The organism is Pseudoalteromonas sp. SR45-4, from assembly GCF_014163535.1.
GTDB lineage: Bacteria > Pseudomonadota > Gammaproteobacteria > Enterobacterales > Alteromonadaceae > Pseudoalteromonas > Pseudoalteromonas nigrifaciens.
This window is the reverse complement of the sequence record NZ_JACJDO010000016.1, coordinates 1-26377: the sequence shown is the minus strand read 5'-3', so window position 1 is coordinate 26377 and position 26377 is coordinate 1. Positions and strand designations below refer to the sequence as shown.

Genomic DNA, 26377 nt, shown 5'->3' with positions numbered 1-26377 from the left:
TGTAACATCAAATCAAAATGCTGTCAGTAGTATATACGGTGACTATGAAAAATAACCATCTTAAAAACCCTATCACTGCCTCACAAAAAAAACGCTTAGTGCGTTTATTGCTTGCTACTGCCTGCTTAATATTACTGAGCTGGGTGGGCATTAATAGTAGTTTTCAAAGCCATCAATTACTTTATGACAGTGCCGATAGTACTGCAAAATCGCTTACCAAATTTATGGCATTAAATGCTAAAACCCCGTTAATTGAAAAAAACAAACCGCAACTTAATGCACTATGTAACAACATAAGCAAAGATGAGTTTGTACTTTCAGCCACAATTTACGACCAGCAAGGCATGCTTATAGCCAGTAGCGATAATTGGCAATCGTTACATATTAGCGGCCAGCTATCTGAATCAACTCCTGGTGTTAGCAAACTTAAAACACCATTTATAGAACCCGTCGTAAGTGACGACGACAGACCCGTTGGTTTTGTATCTGTTACTTACTTAACCCGTGCAGCAGTTACATCTAGTCATAATCATTTTCATGACTTAGGTCGCCAAGTGTTATTAATGTTAGTAATTGCATGTATTTTTACTTGGCAACTTGGTCGTGGCTTAAAAATATGGCAGGTTAATCGTTATATACAAAAAACATCACAACATGAGTCGTAAAGCTCTGTAGCTAGTTGCTCTTTGTGTTGTTTGGGCTTTAACTCACACAATACATCAAATACCCGCACTATTTGCAGCGGCGTATTGATCTCCCCTTGATAACCACATAGCGGCATTGATGGCGAGTCGGTTTCAAGCACTAGGTGCGATGTATTTATATTGGCAATTACATCGCGCGTTTTAACCGCTCGCGGGTAGCTAATAACACCGCCTACACCGAGCTTAAAACCTTGCTTAATATAATATTGAGCTTGCTGAAGTGATCCCGAAAACGCATGAATTACCCCACCATATTTAGGCTTACAACGCTTAAACGACTGCGCAATTAAATCATGGCTTTGCCTATGATGCACAATTAACGGTAACCCTAGCTGATTAGCCAGTGCTATTTGTTGTTCAAATAAAAAGGTTTGTTTGGAGAGGTTTTCAATACTTCGATCTAGACCGCATTCGCCAATTGCCACCAGCTGGTTTTTATTGGCTGTAGCAAATGTAAATAGCTGTTCTATGTGTGATTCTTGGTGTTGATTTAAAAAGTAAGGATGCAGCCCTGCAGCTATTTTTACGCCTGCAAAGTTAGTTTTAAATTCAAGTAATGCACGCGATTGGGCCAAACTAATACCGGGCACCACAAACTGCTTAACTCCCTTTGCTGCACACTCGTTAATGAGTGACTCGCGGTTTGAGTCAAACTCGCTAAAGTCGAGGTGGCAATGAGAGTCAATAAATTGCATTGTTACTTGCCCGTCTATTTTTATATTAGTTATATATTAGCTTTATGGATTTAAGCGAGTAACTTGCCAGCTGTTGTCTGCTTGGCGCTGATACATAAAACGGTCGTGCAGGCGATGTGCCCCGCCCTGCCAAAACTCAATTTTTTGCGGTACAACACAATAGCCACCCCAAAAGTCAGGTAAAGGAATTTCACCTTTAGCAAACTTGTTTTTCATATTGGCAAAGGTTTCCATCAACACTTTACGCGATGAAACTGGGCGACTTTGTGCTGATGCCCAGGCTGCTAGCTGGCTTTCTTTAGGGCGAGATAAAAAGTACTTAGCCACCGCAGAAGTAGGTAAAGGTTTAGCCTCGCCATACACAATTACTTGGCGTTCCATAGGGTGCCAAGGAAAGTGCAGCGATATTTTATTATTACCTTTAAGCTCCTGCGCTTTGCGCGAACCTGTATTAGTAAAAAACACAAAACCATCATTATCTAAATGCTTAAGCAATACAATGCGCTGCGAAGGCTGCCCGGTATCATCAACTGTCGCCACTACCATAGCGGTTGGATCAGGTAAATTACTTGCTACAGCGTGCTCAAGCCAGGTTTCAAACTGTTTAAACGGATCATCAAGCAAGTTATCTTCGCTTAACGCGTTTTGCAGGTATTCACGACGGATATCTTCGAGTTTCATAATAAATCCTTTAAATAAAGCGTTAGAAAAGAGCTTAGAGTAACGAGCTTAAATAGTGATGCTAGTAACAACAAACATCAAGCTTTAGGTACATTCGATAGCAATAAACACAGAGTCTCAGGTGTATCGTTGGGTTTCGTTTCATTCAACCCAACCTACGCTGTAAAGCGTTACATCTGCAAGTGTAGGAGTGCTAGCAAGGCGGTAAAACTATTTATGCCAAGGAGCATACGGTTTGTATGTGACTTAGGCTAAATAGTTTTATCAACGCAGCTAAAGCGAACTACACGCAGCAGACAGTTCACCTAAGTAGTTTAGCCTAAGACAAGGCGTCCAATCCGGCTTATCCCTATGAGCATACGGTTTGTATGTGATTAGGGTAAGTCGGATTGGATAACGCAGTATTAGGTTAAAATACGACGGTGATTACATTTGTTCCATGACTTCAATGCCTAGTAAGTCTAATCCCGTTTCTAATGTTTTAGAAACCAAATTACATAACACTAAACGGCTATCACGTACGTTTGGCTCTACGCCTTCTTTAAGTACTGGGCAGGCTTCGTAGAACGTCATATATAAGCTTGCTAGTTCATATAAGTAACCACATAGTACGTGTGGTGTGGCTTCAGTGATCATTAAATCAAGTACTTCTTCAAGCTGCAGTAACTTAAGCGCTAGCGCTTTTTCTTGCGGTTCTACGATAGTAACGTTTGAATTTAGTGTAGCTGCATCAACGCCTGATTTACGAAAAATACTGCGTATACGCGTATAGGCATATTGTAAGTAAGGTGCTGTTGCGCCTTCAAAGCTTAGCATACTGTCCCAGTTGAAAATATAATCACTGGTGCGGTGCTTAGAAAGGTCGGCATATTTAACTGCGCCAATACCTACTTTGCGGGCAATTTCGCTGCGCTCTTGCTCTGATAAATCAGATTCACGCTCGGCTAATTTTATTGCTGCGCGATTAATCGACTCTTCGAGTAAATCGGCAAGTTTAACTGTGCCACCGGTACGGGTTTTAAATGGTTTGTTGTCGGCGCCCATCATGGTGCCAAACGGGCAAAACTCATAGCTAGTTTCATCGCGTAAAAAACCAGCTTTACGTGCTGTAAGCTCTACTTGGTTAAAGTGCAGGCTTTGGCGCGCATCAACAAAAATTAAGATACGATCGGCACCCAACTTATTTGAGCGGTAATCACATGCGGCTAAATCTGTAGTTGCATATAAAAAGCCGCCACCCGATTTTTGTACAATAAACGCCGATGGTTCGCCATCTTTGTTTGCTAGTTCATCTAAAAATACAACCTGTGCGCCTTGCGACTCCACGGCAATATTTTTATCTTTTAATAAACTAATAATGTCATTTAGCTCAGCGTTGTATGCGCTTTCAGCCATAATATCAGCTTGTGTAAGCGTTACATTTAAGCGCTTATATACTTCTTCAGAGTGCTTAACTGAAGTGGCAATAAAAAGCTTCCACAGTTTTTCACAATGCGCGTCGCCGCCTTGTAATTTAACTACATAATTACGTGCTTTGTCGGCAAAGCCTTCTTCATCGTCAAAACGTTTTTTAGCGTCGCGGTAAAAGGTTTCTAAATCGGCAAGTGCTACTGTATCTAAATCTACGCCTTGGCTAATTTGATCTTCTAAATGCGCAATCAACATACCAAATTGTGTGCCCCAATCACCCATGTGATTTTGACGCACAACGCTGTCGCCTCTAAATTCAAGCGCACGCACAATCGCATCACCAATAATGGTTGAGCGTAAATGGCCTACGTGCATTTCTTTAGCAAGGTTTGGCGATGAGTAATCAACAACCACTTTTTGTGGGTTGGCATGCTCGTTTACGGCAAGCTTGGCATCGCTATTAGCGGCTTTAACGCTTTGCGCTAAAAATTCTGGCTTTAAATGAATATTAATAAACCCTGGACCAGCAATTTCAGTTTTTTCGGCAATGTCGCTTACATCTAGGTTATCAATAATTTTTTGTGCAAGCTCACGTGGGTTACTTTTCATTTTTTTAGCCGCGCCCATGGCAGCATTAATTTGGTAGTCACCAAATTGTGGACGAGTACTTTGTGTAACTGCTGGGTTAGTATCTGCTGGTAAGCCTACAGCTGTCATAGCGGCAATGGCTTTTTCTACTAAAATAGTACGAATGTTCATATTTTTTACCTTAATAAGCCCGCCAAAGCAGGCTTTTAAAATTTTACTAAGCTGGCTTTAGTTTTCGCGTGTATGGCTAAAGGTGACTTCTGGGTAGCGCTCTACTGATAAATTAAGGTTTACACGACTTGGCGCTATGTAAGTTAAATTATCGCCGCCATCTAAGGCTAGGTTGCTTTCACATTTACGCTTAAAGTCTTCAAACTTTTTAACATCGTCGCTACTTACCCAGCGGGCTGTATTTACGTTAACACCTTCGTAAATTGCATCTACGTTATATTCTGCTTTTAAGCGCGCTACAACCACATCAAACTGAAGTACACCTACTGCGCCTACAATTAAATCGTTGTTTATTAGCGGTCTAAATACCTGTACAGCACCCTCTTCTGAAAGTTGTACTAAGCCTTTTAATAACTGCTTTTGCTTAAGCGGATCACGTAAACGAATACGGCGGAATAATTCCGGTGCAAAGTTAGGGATACCACTAAACTTAAGCTTTTCACCTTGAGTAAAAGTATCACCTATTTGAATCGTACCGTGGTTATGTAAACCAATAATGTCGCCAGCAAATGCATCACCTGCGCGCTCACGATCGCCAGCCATAAACGTAACCGCATCAGAAATACTTACTTGTTTGCCAATTCGCACATGATTCATTTTCATGCCTTGGCTGTATTTACCCGACACTATGCGCATAAAGGCAATTCGGTCGCGGTGTTTCGGGTCCATATTGGCCTGAATTTTAAATACAAAGCCAGTAAAGTTCTCTTCAGTGGCAACTACTTGGCGGTCTTCTGTTTCACGTGGTAATGGCGTTGGCGCCCATTTAGTTAAGCCGTCAAGTACATGGTCAACACCAAAGTTACCTAGTGCTGTACCAAAATAAACTGGCGATAGTTCGCCGGCTAAAAACAGCTCTAAATCAAATTCATTTGATGCGCCAATAACCAGCTCTAGCTCATCGCGTAATTGCGCGGCAAGATCGTCACCAATAGCATCAACCAGTTCTGGGTTATCTATCCCTTTAATGGTGCGCACGTCTTGAATTTTATGACCTTGGCCAGTTTTATATAAAACCGCTTCATCGTTATGAATATGATAAACGCCTTTAAAGCCTTTACCACTCCCAATCGGCCAAGTAATAGGCGCACACGCTATTTTAAGCTCGGTTTCAACTTCGTCAAGCAGCTCCATTGGGTCGCGTATATCACGATCACATTTATTCATAAAAGTAACAATTGGCGTAGTACGCAGGCGTGTTACTTCCATTAATTTACGCGTACGGTCTTCTACACCTTTGGCCGCATCAATAACCATTAAGCACGAATCGACTGCTGTTAGGGTACGGTACGTATCTTCTGAGAAGTCTTCGTGTCCAGGTGTGTCGAGCAGGTTAACCAAGGCGTTTTTATACGGAAACTGCATTACTGAGGTAGTAACAGAAATACCACGCTCTTTTTCCATGTCCATCCAGTCAGATTTAGCATGCTGGTTAGAGCCACGGCCTTTTACTGTACCGGCTTTTTGGATAGCTTGTCCGAATAAGAGTACTTTTTCGGTGATGGTGGTTTTACCCGCATCTGGATGCGAAATAATCGCGAAGGTACGTCGTTTATTAATTTCACTGAGGAGATTTTGCTCTGCCATTAAAAAAGTTCTTTTAGTTTGAATACGGACATTTATGTATGCTGACGTTTCAGAGCTAATATTGCTCAACCCCGAAAGCTCAACACACCCTAGGAAGAACCCAATTTGGCTCCTCACACGCGATCCGTTATGTTAATCGTAATTGAAGACTATTTTCGCTGATCTTCACTCTATAAACAATCAATGCTTAGTTATTAACTGATTCTTTTTTTATTAACTCTCCCAGAGCGCGTATTTACTCAATTATTGTCCTAAATTGTGCTTAGTTATAAATATTACCAGCACAATAAACAAACGCTAAGCTTGAGTAATATAGCTGTAAAACATATTATTACTAACATTACATGGAGGATGTGTTGTTTGGTAATGAAAACCAGTAAGTTAAGCATTAGGTTATTATGGTATATAACGCCGTTAGTTATACTTCCGCTGTTATTTTTAGGTGGTTTTACGCTAACTAATGTAACCAACTCAACACAAAAACAAGCTGATTTAATTATGAGCCGGTTTGTTGAACAACAACAACAAAAAGTATTTAACTATATTGACTCATTTCAATCCACTGCCAAGCTATTATCCACCTCACCCGTATTGAACGATTTTTTAGCTAACGATTTACATGCTGATGGTGGCTACACCTATCGCCTAGGTGCGTTAATGGATGTATTTGCCAGTTATAGCGAGGCCTATCCCGATATTATTAGCATTAACTTAATGTCGGTAAATGGCAAAAGCGATGCCTACTACTCAAGTAATTTAAGCATAGCGCCAAAATCGTATCCTTTTTTTGACAAAATACAGCAAAGTAATTTAAGCCAACAGCAGTTTATGATGCAAAAAGCAGATGGCACCACCAGCTTGTATTTTATTCAGCGTATTTATAGCATTGACTACTATCTTAAGCGCCCACAACAGCTTGGTTTTATAGTACTGCATATTGATCCTTCTATTCTTAACACCAGTATTTTAGAAGCCCCTTACAACAACACTCTCAACTTACTCGTTAGTAATGAGGGGAAAATTTTATTTAGTTCCGATTATAATATTCGTGGCCAATATATTAGCGAATTTGAGCTCAACCAAGTACATAACTTAGCCGACATTGGCTCTTTATCAACCATAGAGCTTTCGAGTATAGATAAAATAGAGCGGATGATTTTTGCGGTGCAAATGAGCGGTGGTTATTATGTATCGACTATTCCTAAAGCCGTTTTGTATCAGTCGGGTAAGGCTATTAGCTTAATTACCGGCTTAATTGTTATTATTTCGGTTATTACGCTGCCAATACTTATTTTTATTGTAGTGCGTAATTTATTACTTAATCCTATTGAGCTATTAGGTGCAGCTAGCCACCGTGTAGGTGATGGCGATTTAGGTGTTTCACTGCCCGCGCACACCGATGATGAAGTAGGCATATTGTTTAACGACTTTAATCACATGGTTAATCAAATTAGGCATTATCAAGAGCAGTTAGAAGAATATAAACATCACCTCGAAGACAAAGTAGAAAGCCGCACCAAAGCGCTAGAAACCATGAACAGCCAGTTAGAGCTTGCGATTGGCCAAGCAGAGCAAGCAAATCAACTTAAAAGTCGCTTTTTGGCTAATATGAGCCACGAAATTCGTACCCCACTCACCGCAATAATGGGCTTTACCGAACAGCTTTTACATAACGATAAAATCACCAACAACAAACAGCATTTAAGCACTATTTTACGCAACTCTAAGCATTTACTAGAGTTAATAAATAACATTTTAGATTTGTCTAAAATTGAAGCCGAAAAAATTGCTGTAGAGCGAGCCCCACTAAATGTAGTGCGCTTAACTCACGACATTGAGTCAATTATTGAACCGCTGGCACAACAAAAAAAGCTAAAGCTCAGTATTAATTATCAACTCCCGTTACCACACACTATAAACAGCGACGAAACCCGCTTAAAACAAATACTGATCAACATTGCCAGCAATGCAGTTAAGTTTACCGAGCAAGGCCATGTATCTCTAACGGTTCATTACCTACCAAGCCAAGAGCTGATGTTTGTAATACAAGATAGCGGAATTGGTATGGTTGAAAGTCAAATTAAGCGCTTATTTACTCCTTTTGAGCAAGCAGACGCTACCACAACCCGTCGCTTTGGCGGCACCGGGCTTGGGCTATGTATTTCAAAAAATTTAGCACAACGTCTTGGCGGTGATATAACCGTTAAAAGCGAATTAGATGTAGGTAGCTGCTTTACTATAACCATAGCCTGTAATTTACAAACGCCATTAGCCGACAACCTGTTTTTAGAGCAATCCAATCAACTCATTCCAGAAAAAGATCCGCTGCTTTCCTTCGCTAGTAATAATTTTGATGCACATATTTTAGTGGCCGAAGATAACCCCGATAATCAATTATTAATAAAGCTGCTGCTGCAAACTTGGGGATTAGAACCCGACATAGCAAACAATGGCGCTGAAGCGGTAGAAATGGCGCTAGTAAACGACTATCAGTTAATTATTATGGATATGCAAATGCCAGTAATGGGTGGCCTAGAAGCGACTAAAATATTACGCCATGCAGCATACGACGGCCCTATAATCGCACTCACTGCGAATGTAATGAACCATGACGTAGATACATATATTGCTGCAGGATGCGACAAGGCTCTGGCGAAACCTATAGATAAAGATGCCCTAGAAAGCGTATTAGTAAGTTACCTACACCTTGAAAAAGACAATCAAAATAAATGGGACGACATACTCAAAAGTGAAAAATTCCAACAAATAAATGCAAATTACGTCGCTAACCTGCCAACTTATTTAGCTGAAATAAAAAGCTTACAATTTTCGGGTAACTTAGTCGCATTACGCGCATTAGCACATAATATAAAAGGCAGTGCTGGGTGTTTTAACTTTGATGATATTTATCACTGTGCTGCGCGTTTAGAAGATCATTTAAAAAGCGATAGCAAAGCCGCGTTAAACGAATTAACAGCTAACTTAATTAACGCTATTGAGCAGGTTATTAGTGAGCAAAGTAAGCAGGTATAAGTTATCGGCTTACTGCAACAATATTCTTTATACAGTTATCACTGTAAACTCTTCACTACAAAATATTATTGAAAGTTTAAGCCCAGTGCCATGCCCATTAAAATAGCGTCTTCAAATCCGTTTTTAGCAGGATTGTCGCTTGGGTAATAGTTTTTACGCACTGACATTTCTATAAAGCCTGCATTTTCGTAGAGCTTTATTGCGGGGGTATTTGATTCGCGTACTTCTAAAAATAAATTTTCAGCATTTTGCTGCTCACCATATTCAATAAACTGGTTCAGTAGCTGTTTTGCAATGCCTTTTCCTTGCTCGCTTGGGGCAACGCAAATATCCATCAAGGTAAAGTCGGGCCCGGCCTTTTCGCCAATATAAAAACCTACCATGGTATCGCCGTTAAACGCTGCTAAATTAAAATAGCGCCCGCCAATACATGAGATCATGGTATTTAACGTCCACGGGTGGCTGTGGCATGCGGTTTCTATAGCCATTAATTGCGGTATAGCGGTTGCGTCTACTGATTTAAAGTTTATCAAGATGGTCACTCATTAAAGCCCATAAAGCACGTTTATCGGCAGTACTGAGCTGTGAATTTGTTAAAGCTAACTTATCGCCATGTAATTGCAGTACCGTGCCTTGTATTACACTATTGATGGTAATGGGGGCTATGGCACGTTTTATATCTGCAAATAACTGGCTTGTGAGCGAAATAGGCTCAGGCGCGACGCTGTCTGCTTTAGTGTCAGTTGCTTTATTATTTATTGGCTGGTTATTAACCGTTTGATAATGCTGATTTAATTCGAGGTTTTCTATACCAAAAACAGCTGCGTAACGTGAATGCATAACGACTCGATGAAATTAGTAAGTAAGGTAATATAAGAAGTAATAAATTCGATGTAAAGAAGAAATGGCAGGGGCGGAGAGATTCGAACTCCCAACCGTCGGTTTTGGAGACCGCTGTTCTACCAATTGGAACTACGCCCCTGCAATACCGACGAATTATAGAGACCTTTGGCCAAAGGTAAAGAAAAAAATCATCTTTTTGGTTTGATTGCCTTTTAAATAAACAAAACGACGAATTAGCAGGCTAATTCTTCATTTTTTAATTACTTAGACTCAGGCAAATATTAATAGCCGAGCACTAAATTAATTATTTTTACGTTTTGTGAATAAAAATATAATAACAATAAAGTGCTGTCGCTTACTTTATCTCACTGTGCTGATACTACTATTTGTTGTGGTTCAATAAAACTAGGCACTAATTTAGATAGTTTGCTAATAACTTACTGATAATTTGCTGATAATTATTAGATGGTTTCTAGGCAGCTTTTAGATACTTTTTAAATAGTTTTTACAATTTGAATAACTCAAGCTCCCTGCCTTACTAATTTTAGCATGCTCTTAAATCTTCGCTATTCCCTTTAAACTTGCTCTTGTAGCTAAATTATCACCTTCAAACCATATTGATACCAACGAAGCGTACTACTATTCCGCCCCCCTTTGGCTATCGCCTTTTGGCGCATTTTTAGAGCCATGTTGGTGATAATATTACCGGTTACACAAAATAAAATGTAAAGCCGATAGCATTGACACAGAGTCAATTCCTCCTTACCATCGAAATAATAGACCAGTTGTTATAATTTGAGGTATTTTAGTTATGAGTGAAAAAGTAAAGCCGAAAGACGTTCTAATTGAGACGGCATCACGCTTATTTAGAGTGCGCGGATATTGCGGAGTGGGCCTAAATGACATAATTGAAGAAAGTGGCGTACCTAAGGGCTCCTTGTATTACTACTTTCCAAAAGGCAAAGAGCAGTTGGCGACTGCTGCAATTAACAATACTAAAAGACTTGTTATGGAAGATATTCAAAAAAACTTTGCGGGTGTATCCAATCCAATAGATGCTTTTCAAGCTTATGTTTATGAATTATCCAGAGTGTTTGGACAAGGCGGAACCCCTCTTGGCTCTCCAATTGGCACTATTGCTGGAGAAAAACATTCCACTAGTGAACCTATTCGCTTGGCGTGTGAAGCGACCTTTAAAAGTTGGCAATCTATTTATACTGAAAAGTTTCTTGAAGCAGGCTACACAGAACAACAGTCCACAAGTTTAGCTACTGTTTTTCATGCGCTAACTGAGGGCGGTATTCTCTTAGCTTTAACAATGAAAACGGGCAAGCCGCTTGAAACAATAGCAGAGCAAATTCCCTCATTACTTATTAAAAAGTAAATTTAAAAAGTAAATAAAGTATCAATCAACACAGGTCAATTTAGTTAATCAGCGAAGAGAGTTTTAATGTCTACAATTGCATATGAACAAGATAAAACAGTTATAAGACCAGTCCCTATTCTAATATCCTTTTTAATTGCCGGATTCATTGGCTTATTTAGCGAAACGGCTTTAAATATGGCACTTGGCAATTTAATGAGTGAATTAGATGTTGTTTCATCTACCGTGCAGTGGATAACAACAGGTTACTTACTGACTATGGGGATCCTCATTCCCGTTTCTGCACTATTAATACAATGGTTTAGTACTCGGCAATTATTCGTTGCTTCGTTACTTTTTTCGATTATTGGGGCGATAGTTTCCGGTATAGCCCCCTCTTTTAGTGTTTTGCTGTTAGGTCGTATTATTCAGGCAATCGGAACCGGTTTATTAATTCCCTTAATGTTCCATACAGCCCTCATCATTTTCCCTGTTCATAAAAGAGGCACTATTATGGGGTTAATTGGCCTTGTTATGATGACAGCACCGGCTGTTGGACCAGCTACTTCGGGGCTAATTATTGAGCTGTTGAGCTGGAATTGGATTCTTTGGTTACTCATTCCGTTTCTTGTTTTTTCATTAGTATACGGGCTGGCTTATGTGCAGAACGTTTCTGTTTTGAGCAAGCCTAAAATAGATGTACTGTCAATTTTGTTATCGACTGTCGGGTTTGGTGGCATTGTATATGGCTTTAGTATTGCAGGTGAAAAAGGATGGGGGAACTTACTGGTAATTAGTACCATTATAATTGCGCTAATCTCTCTTATTATATTTTCGTTAAGACAGTTTAAACTCGATAAACCAATGTTAGATTTACGTACTTTAAAATATCCAAAGTATACTTTAGGTTTATTGAGTGTATCTGCCACATTCATGATTATTTTATCAACCATGATTCTTTTGCCTTTATATTTACAAATTGGCCTTGGATTAACTGCGCTTACTGCTGGCCTTGTGCTTATGCCAGGTGGAATAATAAATGGTGCTTTGTCTCCGATCGCGGGGCGTATATTTGATAAGTTTGGCTCTAAGTGGCTACTTACACCTGGCTTTATTATTATGATTATTACGCTATGGAATCTGTCGAATGTAACCACAGAAACCTCTATTGCAATGGTTATCTTTTTGCATTCATCTCTCATGATTGGCGTAACATTAATTATGATGCCTGCGCAAACAAATGGTTTAAATGAGCTCCCCAGAGAACTATATGCTGACGGGACCGCTTTAATAAACACTTTACTGCAAGTATCTGGCTCAATTGGCACCGCCTTGGCGATTACAATCATGTCGGCTTCTCAAAATAGTTTTTTGGAAAACGTTGCTGATCCATCAGCGCCCTCTGCAGTAAGTAGCTCATTAACAGCGGGTGTACAAACAGCGTTTATTTTGGGAATTGTACTTGCGATTAGCGGGTTAATTATGTCGTTCTTTATAAAGTCATCTAAAAATACTTAAAGTAATATTAGTAACAAAAAAGCCCATGAAATCATGGGCTTTTATTTTTATATACTGCTAATACTAGCTAGTAGCTAGTAGCTAACGCGCGATTATTCCCACTCAATAGTTGCAGGTGGTTTACCCGAAATATCGTAAACAACACGCGAAATACCATCAATTTCATTAATGATACGGTTTGAAACCACACCTAAAAATTCATATGGTAAATGTGACCAGCGCGCGGTCATAAAGTCGATAGTTTCCACGCAGCGCAGTGATACAACCCAATCGTATTTACGCGCATCACCCATAACCCCTACCGATTTAACCGGTAAAAACACAGTGAACGCTTGGCTTACTTTATGGTAAAGCTCTGCTTTGTGAAGCTCTTCGATGAAAATAGCATCGGCGCGACGCAGTAAATCACAGTATTCTTTTTTAATTTCGCCAAGTACACGCACACCTAAACCTGGTCCAGGGAAAGGATGACGGTAAAGCATATCGTACGGTAAACCTAGCTCTAGGCCAATTTTACGTACTTCATCTTTAAATAACTCACGTAGTGGCTCAACTAGGCCCATTTTCATGTCTGCTGGTAATCCGCCCACATTGTGGTGCGATTTAATTACGTGTGCTTTACCGGTGGCAGATGCCGCAGATTCAATTACGTCTGGATAAATTGTACCTTGCGCTAACCATTTTGCATTTTTAAGCTTTTTAGCTTGCTCATCAAATACATTAATAAACGTGTGGCCAATGGCTTTACGCTTATCTTCTGGGTCTGACTTACCAGCAAGGTCATTTAAAAATTGCTCTTCGGCTTCAACTTTAACAATGTTTAGGCCAAACTTATTACCAAACATGTCCATAACTTGCTGGCCTTCGTTTAAACGAAGTAGGCCGTTATCAACAAATACACAAGTTAGCTTTTCGCCAATTGCACGGTGAATAAGCATAGCCACAACCGATGAATCAACACCGCCCGAAAGACCTAAAATAACTTCGTCATCGCCAACTGTTTCTTTAATGCGCTCAATGGCATTATCGATAATTTTTGCTGCAGTCCATAATTTTTCACAACCACAAATATCAATAGCAAAGCGCTCTAATAAACGCTGCCCTTGATGTGTGTGCGTTACTTCTGGATGAAACTGTACGCCGTAAAAGCGTTTTTCTTCGTTCGACATTGCCGCATGCGGACACGTAGATGTTTTAGCTGTGGTTTTAAAGCTTTGTGGAATATCCATTACTTTATCGCCATGGCTCATCCATACATCTAGTACGCCATTGCCGCCGTCGGTGATATGATCTTCTATCGCATCAAACAACGCACAATTACCCACTTTTTCTACTTGGGCGTAACCAAACTCTTTTTTATCAGAGCTGTGTACACTGCCGCCAAGCTGAGCTGCCATAGTTTGCATGCCGTAGCAAATACCTAGTACTGGCACACCAGCATTAAATACATATTCAGGAGCGCGTGGGCTGTTTTCAAGTGTTGTCGACTCTGGGCCACCAGAGAGAATAATACCTTGTGGGTTGAACTCGCGAATTTGCTCTTCGGTCACATCCCATGCCCACAGTTCACAGTAAACACCAATTTCGCGCACACGACGGGCAATTAATTGAGTGTATTGTGAACCAAAGTCTAAAATGAGAATTCGTGAATCGTGAATGTCTTTGCTCATGGAGTATCTCGTAAAGTCAGATGCTAAATAATGCTACTGATATAGTGAGTAGCTATTTAAAAAGGGCTAGTAAAACTAGCCCATAAATTGATGTAATTACGGCTGATTAGCCTAAACGGTAGTTAGGTGCTTCTTTAGTGATTTGCACGTCATGTACATGCGACTCACCCATACCAGCTGAAGTAACACGTACAAACTGTGGTTTGGTGTTTAGCTCTTCAATAGTGGCACAACCGGTTAAGCCCATTGCGCTGCGCAGGCCGCCCACTTGCTGATGGATAATCGTTGCAATAGGACCTTTGTACGCTACGCGACCTTCAATACCTTCTGGTACTAACTTGTCGGCTTCGTTTGACTTTTGGAAGTAACGATCTGATGAACCTTCTTTTTGATCCATCGCGCCTAACGAGCCCATACCACGGTATGATTTGTAGTAACGGCCTTGGTAAAGCTCTACTTCGCCAGGTGCTTCTTCAGTACCAGCAAGCAAAGAGCCCACCATTACACACGATGCACCAGCAACAAGTGCTTTTACAATATCGCCAGAAAAACGAATACCGCCATCGGCAATTACCGGAATATCGCGGCCTTTTAAGCCATCAACAGCATCTGAAATAGCCGTAATTTGTGGCACACCACAACCCGTAACAATACGCGTAGTACAAATAGAACCTGGGCCTATTCCTACTTTAACCGCATCGGCTCCAGCGTCTGCAAGCGCAACAGCGCCTTCTGCTGTTGCTACGTTACCAGCAATAATTTGTAAGTCTGGGTATTCTTTGCGGGTTTTCGCAACGCGGTCAATAACACCTTGAGAATGGCCGTGCGAAGTATCGATAAGTAATACGTCAATACCTGCTTCTACTAATGCAGCAATACGCTCATCAGTACCTGCGCCAACACTCACAGCAGCACCTACACGCAAACGACCTTGGTCGTCTTTACAGGCATCTGGTTTTTCTTGTGCTTTTTGGTAATCTTTTACGGTGATCATGCCCTTTAGTTTAAACGCATCATCAACCACAAGAATTTTTTCAATGCGGTGTTCGTGCATTAAGCCTAAAATCTCTTCGCGCGCAGCACCTTCGTTTACAGTAACTAGCTTGTCTTTTTTAGTCATAACAGTAGAAACAGGCTGTTCAAGCTTAGTTTCAAAGCGCATATCACGCCCTGTTACAATACCAACAAGATTGTTATCGCTATCAGTTACTGGAAAGCCCGAAAAACCTTTTTCTTGCGACAGCTCAAGTGCATCTGCAATGGTTAAATCGGCAGTTACTGTAATAGGATAAGTAACAATACCAGCTTCATAGGTTTTAACTTTACGAACGTTTTTCGCTTGTTCTGCAATAGTCATGTTTTTATGAATAAAACCAAGACCACCTTCTTGCGCAAGGGCAATAGCTAAACGAGCTTCGGTAACAGTATCCATAGATGCTGAAACAAGCGGCAAGTTAAGTTTGATTCCACGCGTTAAGCGAGTTGAAATATTTGCCGTATGTGGCAAAACAGTAGAATGACCAGGTACTAAAAGTACGTCATCAAAGGTAAGAGCTTCTTTAGCGATTCTAAGCATTTTGGCAACTTCTCACATGGTGGATCTAAGATAAGGAATTGCGGCCAAATTTTAACAGCGTTGCTGGCACTAGTAAATCATATTTTGTAAATATTTATGATAAACTAGGGTTATAAATAGTTTTTGGTAGTTTTTTATGTTTTCGAAGCCTTTGCAAACGATTTACACCGTGTCACGCCTTAATAGAGAAATACGCGCCCTACTCGAGCAAGGCTTTGCCTCGCTGGTACTAACTGGCGAAATTTCGAACTTTATTACTCCGGCATCTGGGCATTGGTATTTTTCGTTAAAAGACGATAAAGCACAAATAAAAGCAGCCATGTGGCGCGGCAATAATCGTAACCAAAGTTACCGACCCATTAACGGTGCGCAGGTAACGGTAAAAGCGCGCGTTTCACTTTATGAACCACGCGGCGACTATCAACTTATTGTTGAACATATGGAACCTGCTGGCGAAGGACAACTTAAGCAAGAGTTTGACGCCCTAAAAATGCGTTTAGCCGCTGAGGGGCTATTTAGCTCGGTTTATAAAAAACCTCTACCGCAAAACATTAACCGTATCGGGGTAATAACCTCTGCAACTGGCGCGGCCATAAAAGATATTTTAACCGTACTAAAACGCCGCGCACCGCAGTTAGAAGTTATTATTTACCCTGCTATGGTGCAAGGTAAAGACGCACATCTGCAGTTAATTCAACAAATAGAGTTGGCTAATATTCGCAGCGAAGTAGACGTGCTTATTTTAGGGCGTGGTGGCGGCTCTTTAGAAGATTTATGGTGTTTTAACCATGAGCAACTGGCGCGCGCTATATTTAATAGCCAACTGCCTATTGTGAGCGCGGTAGGCCACGAAATCGACACTACTATTAGCGACTATGTAGCCGACGTACGTGCAGCTACGCCTTCTGCGGCAGCCGAGCTGGTAAGTCCTAATACGCAAGAGTTACATAATAAAGTAACTCAGCTAGTTAATCGTCTTGCTAATGCGTTTAAACACGATATGAGCGAAAAGCGTGCTCAAGCATTACAACTACAGCACAGGTTAAATTTATGCCATCCGCGTAATCAGTTAAATCAAAAAGCGCAGCGCTTGGATGAACTAAGCATTGCGCTACAACAAGCTATGCGTAATCGTTTATATCAACAAGAGCGTACCCTTAATAATTTAACGCCTAGATTAATGCGCCAATCACCCGACAAAAAGCTCACTCAAGCAAGTCATCAACTCGCGCAATTACAAACTCGGCTTAACCAAGCAATACAGCAGCAATTACAGCAAGCTAATAATAGCTTAGCACTGCAGGCAAGTCGCCTAGATTCAGTAAGTCCACTTAATGTATTAGCGCGAGGCTATAGTATTACAAAAACAGATAAGCAAAAGGTGGTTAAATCGGTAGCGGATGTAAAAGTCGGAGATACTTTAATTACTGAACTGGTTGATGGCACGCTACACTCGCAAGTACTAAGTTAGCAGCGTCTTACTCTTTAGTACTCACTATAAAATCTATCTGTTCATCGGTTGAATTTGACGAAGTGAGCTTAAATTGCTGCCACCATGGCATTAGCGCTAATTTATCGTTCAGCTCGCGCCACTGCACATGTCCTTGCTGATTAGTTTTATCGGCAACTAGGCTAAACTTACAAAGTGTTTGTTTGCACTCTAAACTAGTTAGTTGCGCGGTATTACTTAAATCGCTGGTAATTAAAAAATCAGTTAGCGCGGTTTCTACTTCGTAGCTCCACTGGCTATTTTCATCCTCAGCGATAAACTTCTCTTCTAACTGCTTAGCAAAATCAAGCTGATCTAGTTGCGCTAATTTTAACGCTTGTTCAACGCGTTTCAGTTGTTTGGTTTTAAGCTCAAGCTCATTGGTAAGCGTGGCAATTTTATGCGTATATGGCGCAATACTCTCAGCCTGGGAGTTACCATCGGCAGTGTTAACATGCTCTTCAGTACTATTGAGTGACTCATCGTTAGCTTGCTTTATAACAAAACTTTTATAAGGAAACGGCTGGCTTTGTTGCGCTTGAATAGGCATAGAATGTAAAAACAAAAAGTAACCACTGGTTAATCCTACGCCTAGAATAAAACAGCACAGGCCAAGTAAGTTACTTTTGTTTAGCATTTTAAATTGCTCATTACTTTATAGCATAGAGCTAGTATGCGATTCATTTTCAGGCTCAGGTTTAGCTAAAAAGTTTTGGTTCATACTTTTTGCAGGGCATTCGCAATCTGGGCGACCAATAATTTTTGCCGGTACACCTACCGCTGTAGTGTGTGGCGGTACATTACTTAGCACAACAGAGCCTGCGCCAATACGCGCGCCCGCACCCACTTCAATATTGCCTAATATTTTAGCCCCAGCACCAATAAGTACCCCGGCTCTAATTTTAGGATGACGATCGCCTTGTTCATTGCCCGTGCCACCTAAAGTAACCGACTGCAGTATTGATACGTTATCTTCAATTACCGCCGTTTCACCAATAACAATACCGGTTGCATGGTCAAACATTATTCCTTTACCCACTTTACAAGCAGGATGAATATCAACGCCAAATACTTCTGAGCTACGGCTTTGAATAAAACGCGCCAACTCTTTACGGTTTTGCGTCCACAAACAATTAGCTAAACGATGCGCCTGAATAGCATGGAAACCTTTTAAATTTAATATTACCGTAAGGTAAGTTTCGGCTGCAGGGTCACGATCTTTTACCGCTTTAATATCATGAGCAACGTGCGTTAGCATACGCTCACACCTTACAAACGACTGATCAAATAGCTCACGAATAGTAAATGCCGACACCACCGCATCTGCCAATTTATTAGCAACAATAAAACTAAGCGCCGCCCCTAAACATTCATGGTTCAAAATACACGAATAAACATGGCTCGCTAAAAGAGGTTCGCGTTTTACTACTTCATTTGCTTCGCTGCGAAGCTGTTGCCAAATTTCATGTCGCATATTACTGCCTTTGTTGATCAAAAAGAGCCTTTTGCTAAGTTTAACGGATTTAGCCGATAAGGTGTTAATTCCTTCTTTATTTTATCTGGTTATTAGATATAACCGTAATGAGCATAAGGTAGTACAGCAAAGCCCACATTAGCTTAAATCTGTCACTTGCACGCTATTTTTACCGGCTATTTTTGCTTTATAAAGCAGTTTATCTGCTTCATTAAGTAAATCTTCAGCGCAGCTGTTATTACTTGGTATTATGGTCGCTATTCCCACACTTACAGTAACTATTTTACTTGGTAATGAGTGCTTATTTTCGATATTTAGTGCCTTTAATTGCGTAACAATCCGATCTATGTTGGCCGTTGCTTGTAAAGAGTTTGTATTGCCGTAAATTAATACAAACTCTTCGCCTCCAAAACGTGCACATAAGTCGCTCGGCCTTTTACTATATTGCTTTAACAAGTTAGCAATTTGTTGTAAGCAAACATCACCTTGTTGATGACCATAGGTATCGTTTAACAGTTTAAAATTATCTACATCTATCATCGTAATTGATAAAGGCAGACCTAAACGCTCGCAGCGCCTCCACTCACTATTTAATACGCTATCAAAATACCTGCGGTTAGCAATTTTCGTCAACCCATCAAGTCTTGCCAACTGTTTAGCTTTATTTTCGGCCTGTTTTCGCTCGGTTATATTGTTATGGTTAATAACATAGTATTCACTGTTATTATGACTAAATGGCATCACCCTCATCATAAACCAACGTTGTTCATCATCGCTGTGACATGGATATTCTAAATAAAAATCAGCCTGTTTATGGCTTATTACAGCAGTAATTCCCTTCAAAGCACTGACACCAAACTCATCGCCTTGTTCAGCCGCCTTTTTGCATTCATGTAAATAATTATACTGTTGTGACATAGCTATATAATTACTGCTATTTTGTACGCCAAAAGATTGCCAACTTTTATTTTCATAAATAATTTCACCAACCTTATCAATAACCACAATGTGATCAGGTATGGTATTTAATATCGATCGTAAAAATACTTTGTCGTCTAACATCTCTCCTCCATACCTATTTAATGTCACTTTATTTACTGTAATTAATAACTCAAAAAAGCAGTTTTTAACTAACTAAAAAAATACCCCGAATATATCGGGGTATTTTACTAAGTTAATTTTAATTGTTGCACTAATTACTTACTTAAATACTTTATCTACTGCTATTACTGCAATATTTTTTGCCGGAATAGCTAATTTGTAATCGGCAATCACTTTATCTTCTGCAACAAGCTCTGCTGGTTTATCGGTATTATAAACCATTGGCGATGTTTGCTCAGGCGCTAAACGCTTTTGCATATCAGCGCCGTCACCGGTAATAAATACATAATGGATATTATCGGTTTGTAGATTATCTTTAATAACGCGGTTTACATCCTTTACTGTTAGCGTTTTAAGTTTGTTAGTTACGTAACTTACAAAGCTGTCGGTGTTGTAAAACTCGCTATCAAGTGCATAACCTAGTTGGCGATTTTGGCTTGCCACCATTTGCGGCACAAAGTTAATTAAAAAGTTACGTGTGGCTTCAAAGTCGTCTTCACTCATGCCATTTTTAATTAGCTTATCAAGCTCAAACAAGGCGGTACGAGTCGCAAAATGCGCATCGTTATTAGAGCGAAGTGGGCGTAACCACACTTGAAATATTTGCTCAGAGCGCCCTAGGTTTGCATCAGGCTTAGTTTGAAACATACCACGCGGAAAGTATTCAATGTACGCGTAATCGCCATAGTTCATGCCACGGGTTTCACGAATACGCTCATATAAAAAGCTGTTAGAACTACGGTGCTCACCAAAGTAAGAACGCACTAACCACAGTGCAGTCCAGTCCTCACTACTTCTTATTGTATCAATTGGAAAACCAAACGATACCGCTGTCGACTGCGCACTCTTTTCAACAATAGTAGCATGATGGCCTTTAAGCTCAGGCGCATCAGGAATACTTAAACGGCTTTGCTCGCCTTTAGGCAGGCCTGCTAAATCAGCTAACATAGTGGCTTTTAGTTTTTCCGGTACTGCACCAATTAAGCCAAGTGTTAGCTTAGATTGCGTAAGCTCTGTGTTATAAAACGTTTTGACATCATCAAGCGTAAGTGCTTCTAAATCTGAAATATCACCATAGTTGTAGCTTTCATAAGGATGGCCTTTGTAAAGCGCGCTGTAGAGTACTTCTTTACCTAGTTCTTCATCGTTAGATGCTTTTAAGCCCGATTTAATACCGTCAATTAGCTCTTTTTTAAGGCGCTTAAAGTCATCTTCTCTAAAACCGGGATTAAGTAACTGATCGCTCACTAATGCATACCACTTAGCAGCGTTATCTTTATGAATACGCCCTTGAAACGACAGCATTTCTTTATCTATTTGATAACCAAAGCTACCTGCCAGCGGATAAAGTGCTTGTTTAATATCTTTATAGCTTGTTGATTGTGAGCCACCTTGCGCCAGCATAGCTGCAGTTAATGCGCCAAGGCCTTTTTTACCTTGCGGATCGGCAGCAGCTCCGGTATTGAATAAAAAGTTAACGTCAATTAATGGCGAGCTGTTAGTTTTATCTAGCACTTTAAATGCAGCAGCCTGAGGTGCTTGCTCCAGTTTTGCAACCAGTGCGTTTAAATCAACCTCTTGCTCAAAGTTTGGCGCTTTATCAAGTGCCGACATAGTCACGGTAGTGCGTGCATTATCAACAAAATACTTGTTAGCAATTGCTTTAATATCTTCAGCTGTTATTTCATCTGAGGTTTTATATAGCTGATTTATTACCCTAGGGTCACGCTCAAAATGCATATAGCTTGCAAGGGTTGCAGCAATTGCTTGCGACGAATCTAAACCATTTATAAAGCTGTATTTAAGGTTAGATTTTAAGTCGCTGAGTTTTTGGCTATCTACTAACTCAGTACGCGCTTGGGCGTAGGTACGATTGATTGCATCGCGTACTTTGGCTAAATCGTCTGCTTTTTCTACTTTTACAAATACATGCAGTAACCCCGGATCTTTGGTTTCTGGGTTATAGCTAAACATTTGGCTGGCAATTTGTTTATCTACCACTAGCTCTTGGTATAAATCTGAGTTGTTTGAAAAATAAAGCTGTGAGAGTAAATCAAGCGCAGCTCTGTCTTTTTTAGCCGGCTCCCACGCAGTACCTTTATACGACACTAATAACCAATGCCCTGGCAAACCTGGGTTTTGTTGATGACTATATTTTGGCGCTTGTTGTGTTGGCTCAGCTTTAATGTCGGCAACATAGTCACCCTTTTTCCACGCACCCCAGTGCTTTTTAACCATAGCCATAGTGGCTTTAGGGTCTACATCACCCACAATTACAAGCGATACATATTCGGGCTTATAAAATTTGGCAAAAAATTCTTTACCATAAGCCATTTGATCAGGCATGGCTTCTATGTCTTTAAAAAAGCCCATAGTGGTGTGTTTATAAGTGTGTTGCTCAAAGGCCTCTTCGCGCACTGCGCTAAGTAACTTACGCACTGGGCTGGCATTATTTTTTAAGTACTCGCCTTTTACCGTTTGCGCTTCAGTTCTAAATTGCTCTTCGGTATAGGTTAAGTTTTGAAAAATATCAGCTTCAAGTTCAAGTACTTTATCAAGATGCTGCTTTGAAAAGTTTAAATGATAGTTAGTGTAATCGTTGGTGGTGTAAGCGCGGTTATCAACGCCAGAATTTTTTAAAATACTTGAATACACAGCCTCAGGAAATTTTTCAGAGCCTTTAAACATCATGTGTTCAAAAAAATGCGCAAAGCCCGTTTTACCCGCTTGCGTTTCATTACGTGATCCTACCGATACAGGAATTTGCAACGAGACTACATCAGGGTAATCGGTTTTAACCACCATAACGCGCAAGCCATTTTCAAGCTCTTCTAGTAAGTAGTCTTGTGAAAAAACGCCCTCGCCCGTAGTGTTTGTTTGTTGTTGTGTTACTGCTTGGCTCGTTTGATTTTGTTCAATAGCGCAACCCGACAGTGCCAGCGATACCGCTAAACTGGTTGCTAAAAATTTAAATTTCATTGTTTTTCCTTTTATAGCAATCAATTTTAATCGCTAAACGTTGAGCTAGTTTAATAAAAAGTACCATCTAATTATGCCGCAAAGCCGCCAATAATAAGAGCCTAAAGCGTTGTTATTATGTAAACAACTGTATCAAATTTACTAATTGGTAACGAGCTTGTATGAATAAACCTCACTACGATTGAAAAACTTTCATTAAATAAAGCTATCTAGCCATCTAAATGGCTGCTATATTAATTCCATCGTAACAAACTAAGCTGGAATGAGGATTATGGCTTTATCACTTCAAGAGAAAATAGAAGATAGCAATCAAGGCGTATACCTTATTGGTACTACGCCGCCAAAAATTGGTACCGATAAAGCGCAACTAAAAACCATTGCAGAAAAGCTATTGGGTCGCCTACACGAAATTGAATACGACGGCGTAATAATTTACGACATTCAAGACGAAAGCAGCCGTACTAATCAAGCGCGTCCGTTTCCATTTAGGCAAACTGTCGATCCACGTGAATACAGCAACCTATTACGTGGCTTATCGCACCTTGATGTAATTACCTATAAAAGTGTGGCGCAACGCAGTGCGAACGAGTTTAAAGATTGGCTAAGTGAAACTAAAAACGACTACGATTTAAAAAATATTGTTTTAGTAGGTAGCCCATCAGCGATAGGCGATATAAAACTAAGCCTACCAGATGCGTATAAAACGCTGGCAGAGCAATCTGATGACTTCTTTTTAGGCGGCGTTACTATTGCAGAGCGTCATTCTAATAAACGTAATGAACACGAGCGACTAGTAGAAAAAACCGCTCAAGGCTGTAAGTTCTTTATTTCGCAAGCGGTTTACGACGCACAAGCAACAATAGAGTTAATTACTAGCTATGCACGTAGTTGTAAAGCACAAGGGCTTGAGCCTAAGCGCCTTATTTTAACTTTTACTCCGTGCGGCGGCGAAAAAACCTTAGAGTTTATGCAATGGTTGGGGATCTCAGTGCCAGAGGCCACTAAATGGCGCATGCTTGATGCGAACAATACGCTGAGTGAATCGGTACGTATTTGCCGCGAAAACCTCGATTTAATACTTAAAAGCTGTGCGCATTTAAACGTGCCGCTGGGCTTAAATATAGAAAGCTTAACTAACCGTAAAGAAGAAATTGACGCATCAATTAACTTATACCGCTTATTAAAAGCCACCATGGAATTAAATCTTGCGGAGAAACTGATAGCTTAATTGCGGGGTTCGAGGTTCGAGCAATCATGATAAATTACACAGAATAAGCAAGTTAGTATTTACACTCTTTGGCAAGCCCTATGGCTTGCCTTTTTATTTTTGTAACGTAGTTACTCAGTAAATTTTTTAATTATATTTTATTTAAATGTTTAGCATTGATTGTTTTTTTCAGCTGTTTTTTAATTAAGGTTTGCTCGCAATATAATGCAACAAGAACTCCAATAAAACTCGAAAAGATCACAATAAGCCAATAGTAAATACTATTAAAAGTGACCACCTCTGAAATAGATAGATACAAATTGAATGGAACCACAAAAATTAAAAATCCTAAGACTTTGATAAACTCTCTAAATAGCTGAGAGTCCATTTTTGCTGAGTTTATATAGTCATTAATAGTTTTGTAGAGCCTGTAACGGATTCTGTGTAACTGACCCAGAATATTCCTTTTTCAACCAATTAAGATAATCCATATTTACTTCCTTTTTATATTTTACGTTTTAATCATCTGATTTCATTCTCGGTAAAATAATTACACTTTATTAATTCCATGTAAACAATACAATAACTTAACTATTAAGCTGTGTGCTAAAAAGAACTAACTGGTAGAGGTAGTGAGTTAAGAATATGCAGCAAACCACGGCGCTGAATTTAACGCCGTGGCACTTTTTCTCTTACAGGCCGCTGATAGCTAGACTAAAAAACTGTTATTTACGTCTTCTACTTGGCTCTCTTTGTCCTGTAATGCGTTTTTTATCGCGGTCTTTTCGTGATTTATTGGTGTTTTTGCGGTTATCTTTTGGCTTTTTGTTTGGATCTGGCTCGTAGCCTGCTAGCCACTGTGGCGTTAAGCGGGTATCTAACAGTACTTCTATTTCTTCAAGTAACCATTGCTCGTCAATACTTACTAGCGACATTGCAAGCCCTTGCTCACCAGCGCGACCTGTACGGCCAATGCGATGTACGTAGTCTTCGGCTATGTATGGCAGTTCAAAGTTAATTACAAACCTAAGTGTCGGAATATCCAAACCACGTGCGGCTACATCGGTAGCAACTAATACACGGGTAATGCCTTCTTTAAAGTTTTGTAGTGCACGGTCGCGTGCGCCTTGTGATTTATCACCATGGATTGACTCGGTTTTTAAACCGTCTTTACACATTTCTTTAGCCAGTTGGTCGGCCATTTGTTTGGTGCGGGTAAAAATAAGCACTTGGCCCCAATTTTTCATGCCGATCATGTGCGATACCAGCTCGCGCTTGCGATCCTCGTCTACTGAGTAAATTACTTGCTCAACCTCAACTGCTGCTGAGTTGCGTTTATCAACTTCAACTAATTCTGGGTTTTTAAGTAGTTTTTTACTAAGCGCAAATACGCTGTCATCAAAAGTCGCCGAAAATAACAAAGTTTGGCGATCGCCTGGAATATGGCGCAATATACGTTTAATTTCGTCAATAAATCCCATATCAAGCATACGATCGGCTTCATCAAACACCAGTGAGTCAACACTTGAAAGCACCACACTGCCTTTAACAATATGATCGAGTAAGCGCCCCGGGGTGGCTACTATTACTTGCGCATCTTTTAGGGCTTTTATTTGTGGGCCTATGCTTGCGCCGCCATACGCTAATGCCCCTTTAATATTGGTGCCTTGGGCATATTTTTCAAAGCTGGCAAATACTTGCTGAGCAAGTTCACGAGTTGGCGTTAAAATTACCACGCGAGCAACACCTGGCTCATCTTTTTTAGGGGTGTTTAAAAGTTTGTGTAGCAGTGGTAGTACAAACGCTGCGGTTTTACCTGTGCCAGTTTGTGCACTGCCCATTACATCACTGCCCGCTAAAATAGGCGGGATGGTTTTAATCTGAATTGCGGTAGGTTGAGTGTAATTATTTTGCTCAATCGCAGTTAATAACAACGGGTCGAGATTAAGTGATGAGAACGTAGTGGCAGACATAGGCTTAGCTTTAAAATGACAAAGAGCGCTATTGTACTCATATTCACTCATGCCGTAAATTAGAGTGCTTGAGAAAACTATTTAATCGTATTTATCTGCTTTTATTTGTGCCAATAAAAAAGGCGCTAAATAACCTGAATCTCGTTTAAGAAAATTGAACTAAATGCCTGTTCCGAGATCCGATCTTTCGACCAAGAACGATTGGATAAACAAGGAACAGGCATGATTAAATTAGTTGAATTGTTTTGCGATGTC

General features: G+C 40.2%; 19 protein-coding genes and 1 tRNA gene. 6 read left to right on the top strand and 14 right to left on the bottom strand.

Features of this window, described 5'->3' with window-relative positions; all coding sequences use genetic code 11:
• Window positions 1-44 precede the first annotated feature (44 nt).
• Complete coding sequence (locus H5058_RS08805; RefSeq protein ID WP_179808045.1) at window positions 45-665, top strand: AhpA/YtjB family protein; 621 nt, start codon at window positions 45-47, stop codon at window positions 663-665.
• Here H5058_RS08805 and H5058_RS08800 read toward each other — a convergent pair.
• The 4 genes from H5058_RS08800 to prfC form a co-directional block, all read right to left on the bottom strand.
• Window positions 632-1399, bottom strand: a complete 768-nt coding sequence (locus H5058_RS08800) for a TatD family hydrolase (RefSeq protein WP_179808046.1) — start codon at window positions 1397-1399, stop codon at window positions 632-634. The genes H5058_RS08805 and H5058_RS08800 overlap by 34 nt on opposite strands.
• A gap of 42 nt (window positions 1400-1441) precedes the next feature.
• Window positions 1442-2080 carry a pyridoxamine 5'-phosphate oxidase gene (gene pdxH, locus H5058_RS08795; protein ID WP_179808047.1) on the bottom strand — a complete coding sequence of 213 codons (639 nt, stop codon included), beginning with the start codon at window positions 2078-2080 and terminating at the stop codon, window positions 1442-1444.
• A gap of 426 nt (window positions 2081-2506) precedes the next feature.
• The gene (gene argS / locus H5058_RS08790) at window positions 2507-4249 is read right to left on the bottom strand and encodes an arginine--tRNA ligase (protein WP_086997856.1); all 1743 of its coding nucleotides are present in this window, start codon (window positions 4247-4249) and stop codon (window positions 2507-2509) included.
• Window positions 4250-4306: 57 nt separating this feature from the next.
• The gene (gene prfC, locus H5058_RS08785) at window positions 4307-5896 is read right to left on the bottom strand and encodes a peptide chain release factor 3 (protein ID WP_011327353.1); all 1590 of its coding nucleotides are present in this window, start codon (window positions 5894-5896) and stop codon (window positions 4307-4309) included.
• Between the two features lie 366 nt (window positions 5897-6262).
• Here prfC and H5058_RS08780 point away from each other — a divergent pair, with 366 nt between their 5' ends.
• Window positions 6263-8929 carry an ATP-binding protein gene (locus H5058_RS08780; RefSeq protein WP_182677718.1) on the top strand — a complete coding sequence of 889 codons (2667 nt, stop codon included), beginning with the start codon at window positions 6263-6265 and terminating at the stop codon, window positions 8927-8929.
• Window positions 8930-8994: 65 nt separating this feature from the next.
• Here the strand turns inward: H5058_RS08780 and rimI are convergent, their stop codons facing one another.
• The 3 genes from rimI to H5058_RS08765 all read right to left on the bottom strand — a co-directional run bounded on the left by rimI (window position 8995) and on the right by H5058_RS08765 (window position 9911).
• Window positions 8995-9462, bottom strand: a complete 468-nt coding sequence (gene rimI / locus H5058_RS08775; protein WP_182677767.1) for a ribosomal protein S18-alanine N-acetyltransferase — start codon at window positions 9460-9462, stop codon at window positions 8995-8997.
• Entirely contained in the window at window positions 9449-9769 is a 321-nt protein-coding gene (locus tag H5058_RS08770; RefSeq protein ID WP_182677716.1) for a hypothetical protein, read from the bottom strand. The genes rimI and H5058_RS08770 overlap by 14 nt, the downstream gene beginning before the upstream one ends.
• A 65-nt stretch (window positions 9770-9834) precedes the next feature.
• Window positions 9835-9911: transfer RNA gene (locus H5058_RS08765), tRNA-Trp, on the bottom strand.
• 672 nt (window positions 9912-10583) lie between these two features.
• Between H5058_RS08765 and H5058_RS08760 the strand changes: the two genes are divergently transcribed.
• Both H5058_RS08760 and H5058_RS08755 read left to right on the top strand, forming a co-directional pair.
• Window positions 10584-11156: a TetR/AcrR family transcriptional regulator gene (locus tag H5058_RS08760; protein WP_011327349.1), complete on the top strand. Its 573-nt coding sequence runs from the start codon at window positions 10584-10586 to the stop codon at window positions 11154-11156.
• 66 nt (window positions 11157-11222) lie between these two features.
• Window positions 11223-12653 carry an MDR family MFS transporter gene (locus tag H5058_RS08755; protein ID WP_011327348.1) on the top strand — a complete coding sequence of 477 codons (1431 nt, stop codon included), beginning with the start codon at window positions 11223-11225 and terminating at the stop codon, window positions 12651-12653.
• A gap of 92 nt (window positions 12654-12745) precedes the next feature.
• Here H5058_RS08755 and guaA read toward each other — a convergent pair whose 3' ends face one another.
• Together guaA and guaB are read right to left on the bottom strand one after the other, a co-directional pair.
• Window positions 12746-14323, bottom strand: coding sequence for a glutamine-hydrolyzing GMP synthase (guaA, locus tag H5058_RS08750; RefSeq protein WP_011327347.1), 1578 nt, complete (start codon window positions 14321-14323; stop codon window positions 12746-12748).
• A 106-nt stretch (window positions 14324-14429) separates the two neighbouring features.
• Window positions 14430-15899: an IMP dehydrogenase gene (guaB, locus tag H5058_RS08745; protein ID WP_011327346.1), complete on the bottom strand. Its 1470-nt coding sequence runs from the start codon at window positions 15897-15899 to the stop codon at window positions 14430-14432.
• 136 nt (window positions 15900-16035) lie between these two features.
• Between guaB and xseA the strand changes: the two genes are divergently transcribed.
• Complete coding sequence (gene xseA, locus H5058_RS08740; protein WP_182677714.1) at window positions 16036-17370, top strand: exodeoxyribonuclease VII large subunit; 1335 nt, start codon at window positions 16036-16038, stop codon at window positions 17368-17370.
• Between the two features lie 7 nt (window positions 17371-17377).
• On the opposite strand, the gene H5058_RS08735 is transcribed toward xseA, so the two are convergent.
• From H5058_RS08735 to H5058_RS08720, 4 genes are all read right to left on the bottom strand, one after another.
• Entirely contained in the window at window positions 17378-18025 is a 648-nt protein-coding gene (locus H5058_RS08735) for a hypothetical protein (RefSeq protein WP_182677711.1), read from the bottom strand.
• 18 nt (window positions 18026-18043) lie between these two features.
• Window positions 18044-18862: a serine O-acetyltransferase gene (gene cysE / locus H5058_RS08730; protein WP_011327343.1), complete on the bottom strand. Its 819-nt coding sequence runs from the start codon at window positions 18860-18862 to the stop codon at window positions 18044-18046.
• Between the two features lie 138 nt (window positions 18863-19000).
• A complete protein-coding gene (locus H5058_RS08725; RefSeq protein WP_182677709.1) occupies window positions 19001-19924 on the bottom strand; it encodes a sensor domain-containing diguanylate cyclase in 924 nt (307 codons plus the stop codon).
• Window positions 19925-20062: 138 nt separating this feature from the next.
• Entirely contained in the window at window positions 20063-22942 is a 2880-nt protein-coding gene (locus H5058_RS08720) for a pitrilysin family protein (RefSeq protein ID WP_086997831.1), read from the bottom strand.
• 271 nt (window positions 22943-23213) lie between these two features.
• Here H5058_RS08720 and H5058_RS08715 point away from each other — a divergent pair, with 271 nt between their 5' ends.
• Window positions 23214-24170 carry a methylenetetrahydrofolate reductase gene (locus H5058_RS08715; protein WP_182677707.1) on the top strand — a complete coding sequence of 319 codons (957 nt, stop codon included), beginning with the start codon at window positions 23214-23216 and terminating at the stop codon, window positions 24168-24170.
• Between the two features lie 704 nt (window positions 24171-24874).
• Here the strand turns inward: H5058_RS08715 and H5058_RS08710 are convergent.
• Window positions 24875-26122 (bottom strand): DEAD/DEAH box helicase, encoded by a 1248-nt coding sequence (locus tag H5058_RS08710; RefSeq protein WP_182677705.1) that lies wholly within the window; start codon window positions 26120-26122, stop codon window positions 24875-24877.
• Window positions 26123-26377: the final 255 nt, after the last annotated feature.